The sequence below is a fragment of the Paenibacillus sp. MY03 genome, assembly GCF_002165585.1.
GTDB classification, from domain to species: domain Bacteria; phylum Bacillota; class Bacilli; order Paenibacillales; family Paenibacillaceae; genus Pristimantibacillus; species Pristimantibacillus agaridevorans.
Window position 1 is genome coordinate 326,587 of the sequence record NZ_MXQD01000007.1, and the last position, 16,304, is coordinate 342,890.

At 41.8% G+C, this 16,304-nt stretch carries 17 protein-coding genes and 2 pseudogenes; 7 read left to right on the forward strand and 12 right to left on the reverse strand.

Annotated features, from left to right (window positions below):
• Nucleotides 1–138: 138 nt before the first annotated feature.
• Together B1748_RS08885 and B1748_RS08890 are read right to left on the reverse strand one after the other, a co-directional pair.
• Nucleotides 139–867, reverse strand: coding sequence for a site-specific integrase (locus B1748_RS08885; protein ID WP_256975583.1), 729 nt, complete (start codon nt 865–867; stop codon nt 139–141).
• Between the two features lie 324 nt (nt 868–1,191).
• Entirely contained in the window at nt 1,192–2,871 is a 1,680-nt protein-coding gene (locus B1748_RS08890) for an ATP-dependent nuclease (protein ID WP_256975593.1), read from the reverse strand.
• Nucleotides 2,872–3,073: 202 nt separating this feature from the next.
• Here B1748_RS08890 and B1748_RS08895 point away from each other — a divergent pair, with 202 nt between their 5' ends.
• From B1748_RS08895 to B1748_RS08905, 3 genes are read left to right on the forward strand one after another with little or no spacing between them, the layout of a single operon-like run.
• Nucleotides 3,074–3,991, forward strand: a complete 918-nt coding sequence (locus B1748_RS08895; protein ID WP_087567536.1) for an MvdC/MvdD family ATP grasp protein — start codon at nt 3,074–3,076, stop codon at nt 3,989–3,991.
• Nucleotides 3,992–5,104 carry a hypothetical protein gene (locus B1748_RS08900; protein WP_087567537.1) on the forward strand — a complete coding sequence of 371 codons (1,113 nt, stop codon included), beginning with the start codon at nt 3,992–3,994 and terminating at the stop codon, nt 5,102–5,104. It begins immediately after the preceding gene.
• A 6-nt stretch (nt 5,105–5,110) separates the two neighbouring features.
• The gene (locus B1748_RS08905; RefSeq protein WP_087567538.1) at nt 5,111–5,461 is read left to right on the forward strand and encodes a hypothetical protein; all 351 of its coding nucleotides are present in this window, start codon (nt 5,111–5,113) and stop codon (nt 5,459–5,461) included.
• A 395-nt stretch (nt 5,462–5,856) separates the two neighbouring features.
• Here the strand turns inward: B1748_RS08905 and B1748_RS08910 are convergent, their stop codons facing one another.
• From B1748_RS08910 to B1748_RS08940, 7 genes are all read right to left on the reverse strand, one after another.
• Entirely contained in the window at nt 5,857–6,318 is a 462-nt protein-coding gene (locus B1748_RS08910; RefSeq protein ID WP_087567539.1) for a type II toxin-antitoxin system VapC family toxin, read from the reverse strand.
• Complete coding sequence (locus B1748_RS08915; RefSeq protein ID WP_087567540.1) at nt 6,315–6,521, reverse strand: hypothetical protein; 207 nt, start codon at nt 6,519–6,521, stop codon at nt 6,315–6,317. The genes B1748_RS08910 and B1748_RS08915 overlap by 4 nt, the downstream gene beginning before the upstream one ends.
• A 169-nt stretch (nt 6,522–6,690) precedes the next feature.
• Complete coding sequence (locus B1748_RS08920; protein WP_087567541.1) at nt 6,691–7,815, reverse strand: site-specific integrase; 1,125 nt, start codon at nt 7,813–7,815, stop codon at nt 6,691–6,693.
• A gap of 111 nt (nt 7,816–7,926) precedes the next feature.
• Nucleotides 7,927–8,175 carry a hypothetical protein gene (locus B1748_RS08925; protein WP_087567542.1) on the reverse strand — a complete coding sequence of 83 codons (249 nt, stop codon included), beginning with the start codon at nt 8,173–8,175 and terminating at the stop codon, nt 7,927–7,929.
• Between the two features lie 135 nt (nt 8,176–8,310).
• A complete protein-coding gene (locus tag B1748_RS08930; RefSeq protein ID WP_087567543.1) occupies nt 8,311–8,499 on the reverse strand; it encodes a helix-turn-helix domain-containing protein in 189 nt (62 codons plus the stop codon).
• Nucleotides 8,500–8,612: 113 nt separating this feature from the next.
• Entirely contained in the window at nt 8,613–10,226 is a 1,614-nt protein-coding gene (locus B1748_RS08935; RefSeq protein WP_179215487.1) for a DNA primase family protein, read from the reverse strand.
• Nucleotides 10,219–10,899 carry a hypothetical protein gene (locus tag B1748_RS08940; RefSeq protein WP_087567545.1) on the reverse strand — a complete coding sequence of 227 codons (681 nt, stop codon included), beginning with the start codon at nt 10,897–10,899 and terminating at the stop codon, nt 10,219–10,221. The genes B1748_RS08935 and B1748_RS08940 overlap by 8 nt, the downstream gene beginning before the upstream one ends.
• 786 nt (nt 10,900–11,685) lie before the next feature.
• Between B1748_RS08940 and tnpA the strand changes: the two genes are divergently transcribed.
• The 3 genes from tnpA to tnpC all read left to right on the forward strand — a co-directional run bounded on the left by tnpA (nt 11,686) and on the right by tnpC (nt 14,013).
• Entirely contained in the window at nt 11,686–12,015 is a 330-nt protein-coding gene (gene tnpA / locus B1748_RS08945; RefSeq protein ID WP_087567546.1) for an IS66 family insertion sequence element accessory protein TnpA, read from the forward strand.
• Nucleotides 12,009–12,362 carry an IS66 family insertion sequence element accessory protein TnpB gene (gene tnpB, locus B1748_RS08950; protein ID WP_087567547.1) on the forward strand — a complete coding sequence of 118 codons (354 nt, stop codon included), beginning with the start codon at nt 12,009–12,011 and terminating at the stop codon, nt 12,360–12,362. The genes tnpA and tnpB overlap by 7 nt, the downstream gene beginning before the upstream one ends.
• Nucleotides 12,363–12,435: 73 nt before the next feature.
• Nucleotides 12,436–14,013, forward strand: coding sequence for an IS66 family transposase (gene tnpC, locus B1748_RS08955; protein ID WP_087567548.1), 1,578 nt, complete (start codon nt 12,436–12,438; stop codon nt 14,011–14,013).
• A 580-nt stretch (nt 14,014–14,593) separates the two neighbouring features.
• On the opposite strand, the gene B1748_RS36360 is transcribed toward tnpC, so the two are convergent.
• Nucleotides 14,594–14,878, reverse strand: a complete 285-nt coding sequence (locus B1748_RS36360) for a hypothetical protein (protein WP_143810272.1) — start codon at nt 14,876–14,878, stop codon at nt 14,594–14,596.
• A gap of 243 nt (nt 14,879–15,121) precedes the next feature.
• On the opposite strand from B1748_RS36360, the gene B1748_RS08965 reads away from it, so the two are divergent.
• Nucleotides 15,122–15,385: a group II intron maturase-specific domain-containing protein gene (locus B1748_RS08965; protein ID WP_256975584.1), complete on the forward strand. Its 264-nt coding sequence runs from the start codon at nt 15,122–15,124 to the stop codon at nt 15,383–15,385.
• A gap of 165 nt (nt 15,386–15,550) precedes the next feature.
• On the opposite strand, the pseudogene B1748_RS08970 reads toward B1748_RS08965, so the two are convergent.
• Nucleotides 15,551–15,730: pseudogene (locus B1748_RS08970) on the reverse strand (transposase); the annotation flags it as partial.
• A 23-nt stretch (nt 15,731–15,753) separates the two neighbouring features.
• Nucleotides 15,754–16,206: pseudogene (locus B1748_RS08975) on the reverse strand (transposase); the annotation flags it as partial.
• Between the last annotated feature and the right edge of the window lie 98 nt (nt 16,207–16,304).

Sequence of the window (16,304 nt, forward strand, 5' to 3'; positions counted from 1 at the left end):
GCTGTAAACATCTTGCCATTTCATTCACCTAGTGGCAGCCCCAGCAGCATTTGCTGGGGCTTATAAAAGTGAGAGGATGATGGACAACGCAGTCAATACTAAGTGAGCAGCCTACTGCGACTCCTCTGCCCGCAGAGCTCAACTCAAAGCACTTACAGTATTCTTATGAGTTTTATCGAAAATGTGCGTGTAGATCTTGTTAGTTGTTCCGATATCAGAATGCCCTAGTGCTTCCGAGATCGATTTCAGGTCAACTCCCTCATCATGAAGGATACTGGCAAATGTATGCCTAAGATCATGCAGGCGAATACGCGGTAACCCTTGTCGCTTCAGAAACGTGGTGAATTGCTCTGTGACCGTATTAACACGATACGGCTTTCCGTCCTCTCTTGTAAATACATAATCAGTGACAATGTAATCCCCACCTAATACTTGTTTAAACTCCGCCTGCCTTGTTCTGACTCGGTTTAACAGTTCATAAATCTCATCTTCAATGTAAAGTGACCTCTGACTTTGGGCTGTCTTTGGTTTCTTAATCACCGACTCTTCTCCCGCACTTGACCGGACACTCCTTACATGAAGCACACGATTTTTGAAGTCAATGTTCTCCCAGAGCAGCCCCGTAATTTCAGAGCGCCTAAGCCCCATGAATGCAGACAAAAACACCGGAAGTTCAAGTCTTGTCTCCTTCACCAAGTCTAGCAACTCAATAAGCTGCTCCTTCGTTAATGCCCTTCCCTCATAATCGATTTTTCGGGGCAATGCAACGGCATCCGCTACATTTCTATATACATACTGTTGCTTCAATGCATAAGCTAACACTTTTCGGATATTAGCATGGTGCTTCCGCACCGTATTCGGTGACAATTTTTTTCGTCCAGTAGATGCTTATAATACTGCTGGATATGGGCCGATTGAAGTTTGCCTTCGGGCAGTGGCATATGGTTTCCTGTAGATGCATATGAAGAATTCAAAAAGTATAAGCGGAGAAGAAAACAGCCTGCATATGTGACATTAGCAATCTTTCTAGCTTTTATCATTTTTGCGGCAACGAATGGAGGAGATGAGGTAGTCAAAGAAGCAACCTCGGGGTTCTCTTCGAGTAGCATCAGTACCTCTTACTTAAGCCAATACAGTTCAAAAGTTAATAACGTCCTCAGATAGCTTCACTATAAATTATATTCCGACAACTCAGCTCATAAGAGCAGCTTCTGCTTCCTTGCTTTTTTCAGCTGCTTCTATAGCGATTTTCCTTGAAATTAATTCCTCAAACAATCCATCGTATTCTTCCTCTTTACTTATCTGGAGAAACCCAAAATCAAGTGTAGCCTGTTCTTCACGATTAATTATTTTTTCAAATAAACCTTCTACCTTTCTATATGCTTCGGTATATTCATCTGCATCAGCGGCTTCGCCATCATTCTCACGTAATATCTCATATATTACTTTTGTTTTTTTATCGTTCGATACATCACCGATGCCAATAGCATTTTCAAAATTCGATATCGAACAAAAAACCCTTATATTTTTATTAGCTTTAAGACTAAATATCTTTTTACAGTTTGTTAGTTGCGCTTTTAATGTAGATGAGGAGTGCTTATCATGGTTATCTACATCGTGTAGTACATCATAATGAGAATTAAACTGATTAAGGACCTTCATCAACGTTGCAATTGTTGCCTTCCCTCTGGCACGAATTATATGAACGTTATAATTTTTTTGCTTGGCAAAATGTTTAAAGGCAATATACTCAGTATCTCCTTCAACAATGACCACTTTATTTGCAAAGAAAAATTCGTTTACGTATGAATCAACATAGTTTAACACCTTCATGTTCTTGATGTCATTCTTATCAAATTGCTCATTGATAGATTTGAATAATTGGATAGCTTCTTTTTCACCAATCCGAAATACCTGGATAGACGTATGCTTTTCAGATAAGTCTATAAGTATGGGGGAATGAGTCGAAATCATTAATGGCATTTTGCGGCCTATTTTGTATAGTGAGCGACTTAATGCTCGTACAGCCTCGGGATGAAGAAAAGCCTCAGGCTCATCTATCAATAACAATTTATCTTCATCTTCACCCATAAGTTTTTTCTCAATCATATTCTGAATGAGGTATATTAAACTCATTCTTTGTAACCCAGTACCTTGATTAGCCAATGGCATCCCTGTTTGCTTACTACTATCTATATGAACACTTGAACTGGTTGATTTCAGTATATCTGATGCTGAAAAACCTACACTTTCCCCGCCAGTAACGTTTAAAGATAAATGTTCGTTTGAGAAAAGCATTTGTAAATTTTGTGAAACGTCGCTACTTACATTTTGAAGTATCTTGTCTGTATTTATTTTAATTTTCCTCAAAAATTGTGGGTAGGATTCCCTTAATCGAGAATATTCCTGAGCTAATAAATAGAGTTCCTTTTCCTTTTCCTTTTCCTTTTCCTTTTCCGTATCGCCCTCAAATCTTTCAAGCTTTTGCAAGTCACCTTTTAATATCTCGGAGTATATATTTTGAATAAGTGCATTGATGTCATCAGGTAACATAGAGGGAGTTATGTAGAAGGGCTGATTGCTCAGAATTTTGTCTAGTTTTTCCTTCAATTCATGTTTAGCCTTAATTTCAACACCAGTTTCATCATAAAAGGCAGGGGCGGACTCTACTTTATATTTTTTCAAAATAATGACTTTCTCATTATCGGAACCAAACTCTGCTTTCAGGACGATCTCCTTATCTCTATCTGAAAAACAATCGTTGGGGATAGTCTTTGCTTTAGCTTCTCTCTGAAAAAAACAATTAATTGACTCTAATATAGTAGACTTTCCTGTGTTATTTCTTCCTGTTAAAATAAGAATTAGTTTCACTTCCAATAGTCGGCAGCAATCAATATGTGGCTAAACTTTAGGCTTCCCTATGTAGCTATAGCATCGCAGCGTCGACCTTTAGTTCCATTCTTTGCTTTACCACTATTGGTGATACTCAATCAACGTCGTTGTCATCAATATAAGAAAAAGGTCCCAAAATTTGATATACTTCGTATATTAAGCTTTTGAGAGAGGTTCCAGAATGAAGCCACTATTAATAATCACACATTCACAAGATTCAACAGTGTCATACATTGAAAAAACTTACCCAAGACTTTATTCATTTCGTCTTAATACAGATAAAATTGATTCATATCAGATTTCTATTAGTGGTACAGGCAGTACTATTCGGTCAAGTCAATGGGAAATCTCTCTTGAGAATGTCCATGCCATTTATTATCGAAAAATAGTGTACCCTGATCTATCAGATTATGATAAAGAAGTGCGCCCTCTCATTGCAAAGGAACTGTTCGGACTCATTGAAGGACTAGCTGAAACATTCGGTGACCGTTGTTTAAGCCGTCCATCTTTATTGAAACGAGCCGAAAGTAAGATAGTTCAGTTACAACTTGCAAAAAAGTTGGGGTTTCAGCTTCCTTTGTCACTGGTAACAAATCACGATCAGAGCGCACAAGCTTTCGTTGCTCCACAACCTTCAATAGTTAAGCCGTTAGCTACAGGAAAACTAACGACCAGCATCGGAGATTTTATTATTCAAACAAACATCATACCATCCGATGAGCCTCCAGCCCATCTCTCACATTGTCCTTCCTATTTTCAAGCCTATGTATCAAAGGATTACGAGCTTAGGGTAACTATTATTGATACGCAGGTTTTTGCTGTCAGAATTGACGCGGGAAATGAGATTGACTGGAGAAAAAGCTATGAAAGTAACACCTATCTAATTGTGGATATACCTGAGGACATTACTCAAAAATGTTTTGCCATGATGAAAGCACTTCAACTCCATTTTGGCGCCTTTGACTTTATCGTTTCCGGCGGAGAATACATTTTTCTTGAGATCAATCCAAATGGACAATGGCTTTGGTTGGAGCAAGAACTAAATTTGCATATATCCAATGCGATTGTTCAATATTTAGTCCAGGAGGAGTCCACATAGATGAATGAGTTGCCAAATTGGGCATTCCGTATTTTCCAGTTTCTTTCCTTTGTGCCTATATTCCGTGTGACTTGTGATGCAGGCTTTGGCGAAATCAATAAGAAAAGAACCCTCTTAAGATTTTCATTACTGAGTATAAACTTGGGTAAGTATATTTTACATTTTTGTACATTTCAATGGTTTTGGGGGGCTCCCCCACAGGGACAATCCAAAGAGCGATTTCGAATATTACGCGTTCTAAGCCTAACCGAAGTTGAAAAACCACTCGATGAACGTAGCTTTAATCAAAGAATCGATAGACATAAGCAAGAGATTAAGAATCTGGAAACTGTAAAAAAAGAAGCAATCAAAGAAGCATTATTCCATAAAATGAGTAGTTTAATGGATTCTAAAAACCGAACATTCAATAAATTTCTTGCGTATCTTGCAGTCGTAGCTTTTCTTATTCCTATCTACACACCTTATCTCACGAACATTGGAAAGTCTTTTAATCATGACGGCATTTTGCAATTTCTTGTCTTGGTGATACTTTATTACATCATCATGAATTTTTTAAATCTCATCCTATTCTTTCATGACTTCATTAAGGTGAAGTCGTATAGCAGATATGCTTATCAAGACGTAAAGAATTCGACCGATCCCTCAACAGAGTTGTTACAGATGGTTTACTTCGAAAGGTATCTGACTGAGTTTGAATGGATTCGCGAGATTACCCTTATAAGAAACATCGAGAAGTACATAAAGGGAATAGTCATCATGAGTATTGCTCTGGTTATTGTCCATAACGTTTCATTACATTATCAGACAAATAGAATTGGGTTAGAATCGATTTCAGAAAGAAATACAGCAGTTTACACCTTAGACTTATCCAAACCTTCTAACAAGCTCTACGACGGTCAAAAAACTCTTCTTGACCAACTGGAAAACGATTTGCTAGAAGGTAAAGTATCAGAGGTTATTTTAATTCGCTCTGGAAGCAAGAATGACGAGAACTACAATCGGATTTACTACTTGATTCAATCCCTGAATGTCCATAATATAGAGATTACAACAGCTATAAACGATACTAGCCCAGAGAATAACGAATTAATCATTCTACTAAAGAGGAGGTGAAGCCTGGTGAAACCATATATTGCATACTTTCTAAGCTCGGTTGCTAGTAAAGACCCAGTAGAAACCACTGAAAGTTTGGAAGGAACAGTGCCTGATGATTTGAGACTCTCTACTCGTCAAACCCGCAGCGTTGAAGACACACATCCTGATGACGGTATTATGATGTGGAAGGAGACCGTGGAAACAGCAACCGTTGAAGGTACTGAGCCCGACGATCTGCGGCTAAAGGAAACCGATGGTAAGCAGACCTTTACGCATGAGGGCACTGAACCTGATGATTATTTTTTCAACAAACAGCCTCTCACTGAATCGCATGAGAACACCGAGCCAGATGAAATATATATTGATAACAACTAGGCATACTTGACGAACCCCCGTTTGTTAAACGGCATGAATGTAGACAAGCCGTCTACATATGAAATAAAAAATAGACACCACCAAAGTTGATGTCTACAATCCGTCTACAATTTCCGCCCACAGAAAAACCCAGCCCTCTTGCGGACTGGGTTTTCATGGTGGAGGCGAGGGGATTTGAACCCCTGTCCTGCACTTTTCACTACGTTTTGCATTATTATATTTAATCCCGGGAAGCCTCATCCTATTGGGCTTCTCACGATTTCAAATGTTATGCAATCCCGTCCTGTTTTACCCGTGTTTAGTACTTGTTAGAGCGTTTGACTACATCGTGTCTACACATTTCGGACAGGATATCTTATCAAAATCCGGCATAAATTAAGGCGAATTGCGTAGTATTATTGCGTATTCAAATAATGGTGGAGCTCTTCTTGATCTTGAACGGGATTCAGATATTTTAGCCCAAAGACCTCAGCTACTTGTTTAAAATCTTTATCATTATTACTGACCAATACAGAACCAGTTGTTAATGCTGTCGCTGCAATCAATGCGTCCGGCAGTTTAATTTTCTTCCCGTACTCGTAATCCAATCTTGAACGTATTGCAGCTACTTTTCTTGCAATTGTCCGATCCACATCAATTACTTGATCAGAATCATCAACAAATTCCTGTATACCTAGCCGCAATTCACGGTTAGCATAGTTTTCTCTCACTGAAAGCAATTCCGCCTCCGTAATTGTGGACAACAACAACTCATGGGCAGTATCTTGCCCATATAACTGCTGCAGAAAATGGACTACAGGCGGATACTGCCTAAAGTAATAAATGCAGATGTTCGTATCTAATAAAAAGCTGCTCACAACCGGCTTCCCTCCCGGTCATCTTCACCGTCTCTTTCAGCTATCGCTTGAAACTCTTTTTTTACCAAATCAGGCGCATTTTTCAAGATGCCAGCTGTTTTCTCCAGCATTCTCATCCTACGTGCTTTCTTTGCTCCTTGATCCCTATTATTGTTTTTTTCCAAACGAATCACCATCCCGTGATCAATCTCATCGATCTTCATATTCATACTCATGCGAGTCAATTAGTTTTTGAAATTCCGGTACAAACAGTGAATGATCCTTGATTTGTTTCATTGGCGATCACCTCACAAATACTTTATTTCATTATAACAAAGGTCGGAGTATACTAACAGCGTAGACATGACCGGCACAGATGTAAACGCCTTGCACCTATCGGAGTTCGCCTTTTTTTAATGCCCGGCTCATTGCAGTGACAGTATTCTTATGCGTTTTATCAAATATGTGCGTGTAGATTTTGTTTGTTGTTCCGATGTCGGAATGCCCAAGGGCTTCCGAAATGGATTTCAAATCAATCCCTTCGTTATGAAGAATACTTGCAAACGTATGTCGCAGGTCATGTAATCGAATTTGCGGCATTCCTTGGCGTTTGAGAAACACTGTGAACTGTTCAGTTACCGTGTTCACTCGATAAGGTTTTCCATCTTCCCTTGTATAAACAAAGTCACTTTTAACATAATCTTTGCCGAGCAGTTGTTTATACTCATCTTGCTTCGCCCTTACTTTTTTCAGTAATTCCAGGATCTCGTCGTCTATATACAAAGACCGCTGACTCTTTGAAGTTTTCGGCCTCTTGATAACAACATTATCCCCAGCGCTTGTTCGAACTGTTTTAACATTTAGTATGCGTTGCTCCATATTGATGTTCTCCCACTGGAGTCCAGCAATCTCTGATCTCCTTAGCCCTAGATACGCCGCTAAGTAAACGGGAAGCTCAAGCTTTGTATCCTTAACTGTATTTAACAAATCATGAAGTTGTTCTTTAGTGAGAGCCTTTCCTTCATAATCAATTTTTCGTGGCAATGCTACCGCATCTGCCACATTCCTATACACATATTGCTGTTTCAACGCATAATCCAGTGCTTTGCGAATATTGGCATGATGCTTTCGAACTGTGTTCGAAGATAATCTTTTTTCTTCAAGGAGATGCTTATAGTATTGCTGAATGTGAGTTGGATTTAACTTTTGCAACTCGATTCCACCCAGGAATGAATTAACATGCTTTAATATATTGCGGTAACCGTAAGCGGTTGTTTCTTCGCAATTATATTTGACATAGTTATCGAACCAATGTTCGAAGAATTCGAAGACAGTAATATTACTCGACTCCACATGAATATTCCTTTGCTGATTGTAATTAAATTCCGTTAACAACTTCTGTGCCTCGGCTTCAGAATCGGCGAAAGCATAGTCTCGCTTCCGCTTACCATCCGCACCCTTTCCGAGCTCTTTTGTCACCCGAAACCTTTTCCCGATTTTTTGAATACTTCCAGCCATGCTCTTTCTTCCCCTCATAATTAAGTTTGGTTTAATGGTTTATTTGTAACGTTTAAGCGCAATACGTTTTAAATTCCTTTCGAATCCGTATTGCTCTGGCCCGTTAACGCCTCAACTTTGCAGGTACTTTCGTGTTTTGGCTGTTAGAATGATGCATGCTTCGAAAAACCAACCAAATGGGCCATCCTCTTGAATTTCGATTGAAAAACATTTAAAGATCTCTGGTACAGCGGCAATATAGGATGCCGCTGCGTATTCCGCATTACAGTAAGGGAACTTCTCAAACATTCTTAAGAAGTGCTTTAAATGATCATCATTTTGGAAATGTAAAGTGCCTACTGGCATTCCGAATACTTTCATAAGAGTCCTCCCGAAACAATTGTCATTCCTCGAGCGCCACTTGAAACCTTAAAGGATTCTCGATTTTGTGAATTATCACTATCACGTACTACTTGGGCATCTCGTACAACAAGGAACGAGATGCCCTTTATTCATTTACTGTGCCTTGACTCTCGCCTCAGTCCATTCCTTAAATTTTTGAACTGGGATAATGATTCTCCTTCCTATTCTGATTTTCGGGAATCCCTCTTCGTTGACTAATTTGTAGACTGAATTACGACCAAGGGGTAGCATTTCATAAAGATCCTGCATTGTGTACCATTCTTTGAGCTCCGGATTTGACATGATTATCTCTCCCTTTAATAATGTATAAATGAAGACTTTAGCGTTACGTTCTGAAGACAACCGTAGCACTTTTGTAGATTTAAAGGGCTACGACTATTTGGTCTAAATGGTGGCTATTTACGGGGATTGTTAATCTCCGTAGCCACTGTAGACCCTGGCGCGTACACCCTTACACTAGACGATAATTGTTCAAAATGAGATTCCATGTCAACATTATCATCTTTGCTAACAAGACTAATCCCAAAGAACCCTCTAAGCGGATTCCCATTCAGTCTGAACTTTTTTTGATCCAAGCCCAGATTAATTAGTTGGTTGAAGAAATCACCATCGCTCATTGCTCGAAGGCAATTTGATTTGCAATATTCTTTGTATGCTTTCAAAAGTGTACGCCGATGTTCTCGCAGGTTAACATCAGCCTTATTCACAATACATGCATCATTAATAAAAGCTTGTGCCGAATTTTTTTCATTTCTGTAGGCCTTACGAAAGGCAATAGCATCTTTACATTCCGTGAAGACGTAATTATTGCTATGCAAGCGTTGTAAGCCTTCGATTGCCCAAGCAGCGATTATGTCCTTTTCCATTAGCAACTTGGGAATTAACCCCTTATCACGCTTATCTTCAGGCACTTGATAAACAAAAGTTAAAAAATGTATCCGGTCTAAGAAGGCATCTGTCATATCCGATCCTTCTGGAAGAGGCATACGATTTCCAGCTACAACAAGCTTTGATTTTGGATAAAAATGAAATGGATCCTGTCCTTTTCTCTCGGCCGTCATCATATCACCACCAGTAATCATTTTGATAAGATCCACTCCTTTAAGCATGCCTTTCTCATCTAGCTCAGCGCTAATATTGAGTTTTGAACGCGACAATTCTGCAGTCATAAACCGATTGCTGCCTAGTTGATTTAGGGACACAGCTGTAGTAAATTGAGCTCCAATTAAACTTTTCCAAATCTCTAGCCAGACGCTTTTGCCGGTATGGGGGAGCCCAATTAACGCAAAGAACTTTTTGGCTCTCCACTCGTTGCATATGATATAGCCCGTAACTTCTTGCAACGTATTTATTTTTTCAGAATCTCCGTCTGTACAGTCCAGCAGAAATTCATGAAAACGGCTGTTGCCAATGTCATTGTAGGGCAAAGAGTCATAATCTGCATCAATGAAGCTTGTGAAAAACTTTTTAGAGCTATGTGGCTCTAAACGATCTTCTGACAAGTCGTAAACGCCGTTCCGAAAGTTAATCACACGAGTATAACTATCTAATCGGCTCGACTCAACCTGGATGCTTGGTTCGCTCTTTAACCGATGCAAAACATCAACCATTCTTGCTCGATCTAGATGCATATTTTGATGTTGCGAAATGCAATTCCTAATACGAACAGCAAGTTCCAGTTCACTGTCCTCTCTAAAGTAACCATAGTTATCATCATATAAGAGTACTCTTCCACCAACGCAAATCACCACAAAATGGGACAAGAAAGTTTGTGTGACATCAAAAGCGATTGGTATTTTATTTCCCTTGGATTGGTTAGTTTTAGTTTGATCCTCACACTCAGTAACCGTTTGAGCATCCTGAATGTTGTCGGCGAAGTTTTCGATTTCGAAGTTTCCATAAACTTCAGGCTCTTTCGACTCTTTGAGATGCTTCACGAAAATTTCACGCGCTTCAGTATGCTCCAACCTGCGCTTTGCATTTTCAAAAACGTCATATATATCATTCATGACCAAAGGTCTCCCCTCCATCTTGATCTTTTATTGGTCTTGCCAATAAATTTTGTAATTCAGGAAATAATTCAAAGATATAGCCATATGTTAATACCCTAAAGGAGTTAGCATCTCGTACTGACATCGTGAATATATCCGCCTCATTAAAAGGGGTACTAAACGAGTCGAACATTCTTGCCTGAAAGCCAACATTTTGGTTAGCAATATTAACATACTCCGAAATCAAGATGATTCTTGTACGAGTATGATTGGAAGACTCACCAACAATAAACTCATTTATTTGATTCCCTGTTGATAGATAAAATCTATTGCTAGATTTTTTCTTATCACAGATTACCAAGTTTATTTTTTTATACAACTCAGGATTGCTACTGACATATACAGGTTTATCGCCAAACTTACCTATACAAATTCTATATTGGTCAGTTACAACAGCGACCAGTATCCTGGGGAATTCAGCTAGTTGTCCATTCAAAACAGTTGTAATTGCTTCAGGACTAGCCAGAACAACCGATACTGACTCATCACCACTATTTGCTTTTTCAGCTAACTTCATTATTTTTTTATGGAGATGAGTCTGTTCATCAGTTAAGCGATTATTCTCAGCCACCTCCGCTCCTTTGATAGGTGTAATAGAACCATGTCTTTGTTCATTAATGTTTTGTCTCATACAATACGCCTCCTAAATAATTTTGTGAGTTCCAAATACTGAATGTGTATCAGGACGCTTTAAGATTAATAAAGAAAGGCTAAATAAAATAGCTCAAAACCAAATAGATTTTTGACTTGAATTTATTCCCATATAAACATTAAAAACCATACATTTTAAGTGAAAATCTTTTGCACAAAAAAAGTCAGAGGGAGTTTACGAGGGTCGCTGATGAACCTGTTACTTTTTCTCAGTTGCCTGAAAACCACAGAAAAAGACATCTGTCCTCAAAGTTAGGATGGATGTCTTCTTTAAGTTGACCATATTGAGCCATTTGAACGTGAAAAATCAGGCAACTACTTCTCTATCCTTCATCTTCAATGTCAATTCTATCGAAGATGAAATTTTTCGAACTCATGTGTCTGAGTGAGGAATCTGAATCATTACGAGGGAGCCTGTTCAAACAGTGTGTTGCCTAAAATGCCTAAGCTAGCTTTGGAGAGTATGGCGTCCTCCTGGGACGCCATTACGTTGCATAAGGATGAATTTGATAAATAGAGAAATCCCCGCGATCCCTTGATATTTCTGGGATCGCGGGGATTTTTGTTAATTCGAGATGCTCGTGAAAATGCATAAGAATATCATAGGTTTTAGATTTTTTATACACATTTTATACACACGAACACTCATTGAAAAATGTACTCCAAGGTCAAGTAGTAACGTAAGCGTCAAACTGTCCCCACCTTCGAATCGAGCGATCGTTATGAGAAAATCCTCCTCAATAGCCATTCTGAGGAGGATTTTTCTATGAGCAGAGAAGAGATTCGAATGAAATGGGAAGCTCGTGTCGAGGCATTTCGTGCAAGTGGCGAAAAGACAACACATTGGTGCAAAGCCAATCAAATCGACCGCCGTCAACTTTACACATGGATAAAGAAGCTGGATGAGTCACCCGCATCTTCTTCCGTTAAACAGACGACCTTCATTCCTGTTCAGGTGACTCCTGAAGTGAAACCGGCGCCTTGCCGTTCACTTCGCATTCAGATCGGTGCAGTCGTCATCGAAGTCGATGCGGGATTTGAGCCCGCCTTGCTCCGCGAAGTTGTTCGAGCACTGGGGGCCGATCCAGTATGTTAAACGAAATCACGTCAAAGCCCGTCTATCTAGCTTGTGGCAGCACGGATCTACGCAAATCCATCGACGGCCTTGCCGCACTCGTCCAAGAAGGACTCGGGATGAGTCCCTTTTCTCCGGCGCTGTTCGTTTTCTGCAACCGTGAACGTAACAAACTTAAAATATTGTATTGGGAGCATAACGGATTCTGGTTGTACTACCGCAGGCTCGAACGCGGTACGTTCCAGTGGCCGCAGGCAAATGGGGAGCCTGTTGCGATCACAAACCGCGAGCTTCGCTGGCTGCTTGACGGGCTATCGCTAAGTCAACGGCAGGCGCATCCGAAAGTACGGGCCGAAGTAGTCATTTAACAAATCATTTTCTTACGCAAATTGTCATACCTGGCAGCAGGTACTTGCCTGCGCGTTATCGAAATCATACGGTATGGAAAAGCGAACGGAAACCCCTAACCCCGAAATACTCCAGCAGCAAATTTCAAAGCAGGAACAGCAAATTGCCGAGCTCTCTGCGAAGCTCAAATGGTATGAAGAGCAGTTTCGCTTGGCTCAGCAGAAGCGCTTCGGCGCTTCCAGCGAGAAGACGCATCCCGACCAACTGGAGATGAATCTGTTTAACGAAGCTGAAGTGCTTGCTGCGTCCGCTCCTCAAGAGCCAGACGTCGAGACGGTCACGTACAGCCGGAAGAAGACCTCTGGCAACCGGGAAACCAAGCTGGATCAGTTCCCTGTCGAGACGATCCACTATGCCTTGCCGGAGTCTGAGCAATTCTGCTCGTGCTGTGGCGGTGGACTCCATGAGATGAGCACCGAAACGCGTAATGAGATTGCTGTTATCCCGGCGGAGGTGAAGGTCATCCGTCATGTGCGGCAGGTCTATGCGTGCCGCCAATGTGAGCGGAAAGAGATTCGCACGCCCGTCGTTACGGCGCCCATGCCTAAACCGATTCAGCCGGGCAGTCTGGCGTCCCCGTCCATTGTGGCGCATGTCATGAGCCAGAAGTATGTGGACAGCCAGCCGCTCTATCGTCAAGAGCAGCAATTCGCAAGGCTCGGACTTACGCTATCGCGCCAAACACTGGCAAACTGGATGATCTACGGATCGGAGCAGTGGCTGTCGCTTCTCACGGACCGCATGCGTGCGCACTTGCTGAGCAAGGACATTCTGCATGCCGACGAGACGACACTGCAAGTTCTGCAGGAGCCCGGCAAGTCCGCGTCATCCAGTTCGTACATGTGGCTGTATCGTACGGGCCGTACCGATGCGCCAATCGTCCTCTACGACTACCGGTCGACGCGCGGCGGCGAGCACCCGAGGAACTTCCTCGAAGGTTTCAGCGGCTACCTGCATGTGGACGGCTATTCCGGCTATCACAAGGTCAAGGACGTGACACTTGTTGGATGCTGGGCCCATGCACGCCGGAAGTTCGACGAGGCATTAAAAGCGTTGCCGCCTACGCAAGATAAGACAACGACCGCAGCCCAGCAAGGACTTGCCTTCTGTAACCAGCTATTTGCGATCGAGCGCGAGCTGGTCAAGGCGGCAGCCGAAGAACGCTACACCATCCGTCAGGAGCGGAGTCTCCCCCTTTTGGATGCTTATTTGGTGTGGCTGAAGCAGCAGCGCTCGCGGGCATTGCCAAAGAGCAAGCTCGGAGAGGCGATCACCTACAGTATCAATCAGTGGGAGAAGCTGACGGTGTTCTTGAAAGACGGACGGCTGGAGATCGACAACAATCGGAGTGAACGCGCGATTAAACCATTCGTCATTGGACGGAAGAATTGGTTGTTTGCCAATACACCGCGCGGTGCAAAGGCAAGTGCGACGATCTACAGCGTTATCGAAACAGCGAAGGAGAATGGATTAAATCCGTTCAAGTACCTTCAGTATCTTTTTGAACAGCTACCTCAGTTAGCCGATCCTAAAGATCCGTATGCACTGGACAGGCTTCTTCCGTGGTCATCATCGCTACCGCTAACTTGCCGCATATTTAAACAAGAGTAAACTTGCCAAAACAATAGCCCTCATCTTGATTTCAAGGTGGGGGCTATTTGACGCTTACGTAGTAACAACAAAGGAGCCTTGCTTAACTATAGCGAGGCTCCTTTTTGTATGATATAGCTCCGATTGTAATCGGGGGATGGCAGAACATACTTTAAGCGAAGTGTGTGTGGTTTTGAAGTGGCCCTTCAATTATAACGAGAATCTGCCTACAATCATAGTTTAAACCCGATGAAAGCTGGAACGTTCGGTAAACCGACGATACCACAAGAGAGTGGCATTTATATCATCTCCTAGTCTTTTCATCTTTGCTCATTATAACTTATGACTGTACAATATTAAAGCTAAGTCGTCTTGCATTAACTGAAGAAGAACACAAATGGGATAAATAACTTTTCAAAATAGCGTCCACAGGCATCCACTTGTATTAAAAAAACGACAGCCAAGGAAAAGCAACGCCCTGTGCTGTCGCTACACATTGAACTTATGTCTCCCTACAGCTCAACCCCTTATTTCTTTTTATCTCAAACTTACTTGCGGGTTGCAGCCCAGTAGCTCAGGCTCACGAATACATTTCACTTTGTCATTTGTTTAAGTCAGACCCACCGTGTAACTCTTTATATATTTCGATTTCTTGTTTTAATTTTAATATAGTAATTAGTTGTTTTTTGCTCTCTTCAGAAGTAAAATCATAATTTTCTTGCGATGTCTTATGTTCTGCCTTCCTTGTAGCTCCATTAATTAAACCACCAATGGCAAAAGAAACTCTAGTGAATACCGATCGGAGTTTAAGCTCTTTGAATCCAAAGTCATGCAATGATCTGCATCGATTAGCTATTGTTTCATTATTAAAATCAATTTTCTCCATTAAGTGTGCAAAATCAAGGAACGATGCAGATCGTGCTTATGAGTTTATACGTGCGATCATGGAGCGATTGGAACTGTCGTTACATCCGACGAAAACCCGAATCGTCGGCCTCTGGATGGGAGACGAAGGCTTCGGCTTCCTTGGCCTGCACCATCGGAAGACGAAAGCGGAAACGTCGAAGGGAAAGGTGTACTACACAACCCTGCAATGGCTTACTCGAAAAGCAGAGGAACGCATTGGGAAGTGGTAAAGGAAAAATTGGCACCACCGAGCATGCGGCATAAGTCATTCCAGGAACATGTGGAATGGTTGAACCCCAAGATTCAGGGGTGGCGGAACTATTACTACACGGCCTATAGCCAATTAAAGATGGCGAAGCTGGATTGGTACATCATACAGCGGCTTTCGAGATGGTATGCGAAGAAGAGGCAACGCTCACGCTGGATCAGCTCGATCCGCGAAGTCAAGTTACTGGCTAAACAGTATGGACTCAAAACGTTATTGTAATCCGCATGCACAAGAATGACGAACATCGGAAAGCCGTATGAGGGAAAACCTCACGTACGGTTTGATGAGGAGGAGGGCTGTCTCAAAAGTAGGTTTTTTTGTTTGACGAGACAGTACACGTGTTGAAATGTCAGCGAAAATAAAGAATTGGTGGTGCTGGGGAGGCTATCCCTGCACCACCATTTCTGCTTTTTGGTCGATTGCGACCTTCTTGAGCAAATTATGGGCGAGTGAAAACCACCCGCCCCCAAGGCTTACTTTTGGCAGGCCTCGAAGCAGAAAACGTCTGAATCCTCGGTTATTCTTTATTTGCCCGAATACACTTTCCGGCTCAATCACCCTTCGAACCGAGAGGGCGTACCCGTCCTCACTTCTGTGTATCGATTCGCGTTCGCTTCGATTTTAGTGCCATCTACAAAGTAATGCTCAAGCTTTACATACTTCTCTGCAGCAAGAAATTGGAGCACGCCAGTGAAGACGGTCTCCAATATGTCTTTCATCCGCTCAGAGCGAAACCGATTGATGGTCCGGAAGTCTGGGCGTTGTCTGCCGGTAATCCACATAAACATGATATTTTCACGGACCGCCTTGGCAATCTGGCAAGAAGAGTAATTCTGCTGTGTATAGGCATAAATGATGACTTTGGTGAGCATTTTGGGATGGTAGTTGTCTCTTCCTCCACCGGGGTAAGCATCCCTGAAGATCTTGCCATCTAAGTGATTGACGGTCTCATTGACTACACGAACGAGGTGATTGGGAGGAATGTCGTCCTCCAAGTCCATTGGCAGATGAAGTTGGTCCATGGTATATTGAATGTACAAAAGAAACCTCTCCTTTTGGTATGTGGTTGGGTGGTACCTCCATTTTACCAAGGAAAGGTTTCTTTTTGTTTTACAATTTAGAGAAGGGGCTTCAGTCA

Excerpts from the sequence above, each read along its gene's own strand:
- tnpC (WP_087567548.1), top strand. The coding sequence starts at position 12,436 with ATGGAAAAGCGAACGGAAACCCCTAACCCCGAAATACTCCAGCAGCAA.
- B1748_RS36360 (WP_143810272.1), bottom strand. The coding sequence starts at position 14,878 with ATGGAGAAAATTGATTTTAATAATGAAACAATAGCTAATCGATGCAGA.
- B1748_RS08935 (WP_179215487.1), bottom strand. The coding sequence starts at position 10,226 with ATGAATGATATATATGACGTTTTTGAAAATGCAAAGCGCAGGTTGGAG.
- tnpA (WP_087567546.1), top strand. The coding sequence starts at position 11,686 with ATGAGCAGAGAAGAGATTCGAATGAAATGGGAAGCTCGTGTCGAGGCA.
- B1748_RS08915 (WP_087567540.1), bottom strand. The coding sequence starts at position 6,521 with ATGAAGATCGATGAGATTGATCACGGGATGGTGATTCGTTTGGAAAAA.
- B1748_RS08930 (WP_087567543.1), bottom strand. The coding sequence starts at position 8,499 with ATGTCAAATCCGGAGCTCAAAGAATGGTACACAATGCAGGATCTTTAT.
- B1748_RS08920 (WP_087567541.1), bottom strand. The coding sequence starts at position 7,815 with ATGGCTGGAAGTATTCAAAAAATCGGGAAAAGGTTTCGGGTGACAAAA.
- B1748_RS08940 (WP_087567545.1), bottom strand. The coding sequence starts at position 10,899 with ATGAGACAAAACATTAATGAACAAAGACATGGTTCTATTACACCTATC.
- B1748_RS08925 (WP_087567542.1), bottom strand. The coding sequence starts at position 8,175 with ATGAAAGTATTCGGAATGCCAGTAGGCACTTTACATTTCCAAAATGAT.
- B1748_RS08900 (WP_087567537.1), top strand. The coding sequence starts at position 3,992 with ATGAATGAGTTGCCAAATTGGGCATTCCGTATTTTCCAGTTTCTTTCC.
- tnpB (WP_087567547.1), top strand. The coding sequence starts at position 12,009 with ATGTTAAACGAAATCACGTCAAAGCCCGTCTATCTAGCTTGTGGCAGC.
- B1748_RS08895 (WP_087567536.1), top strand. The coding sequence starts at position 3,074 with ATGAAGCCACTATTAATAATCACACATTCACAAGATTCAACAGTGTCA.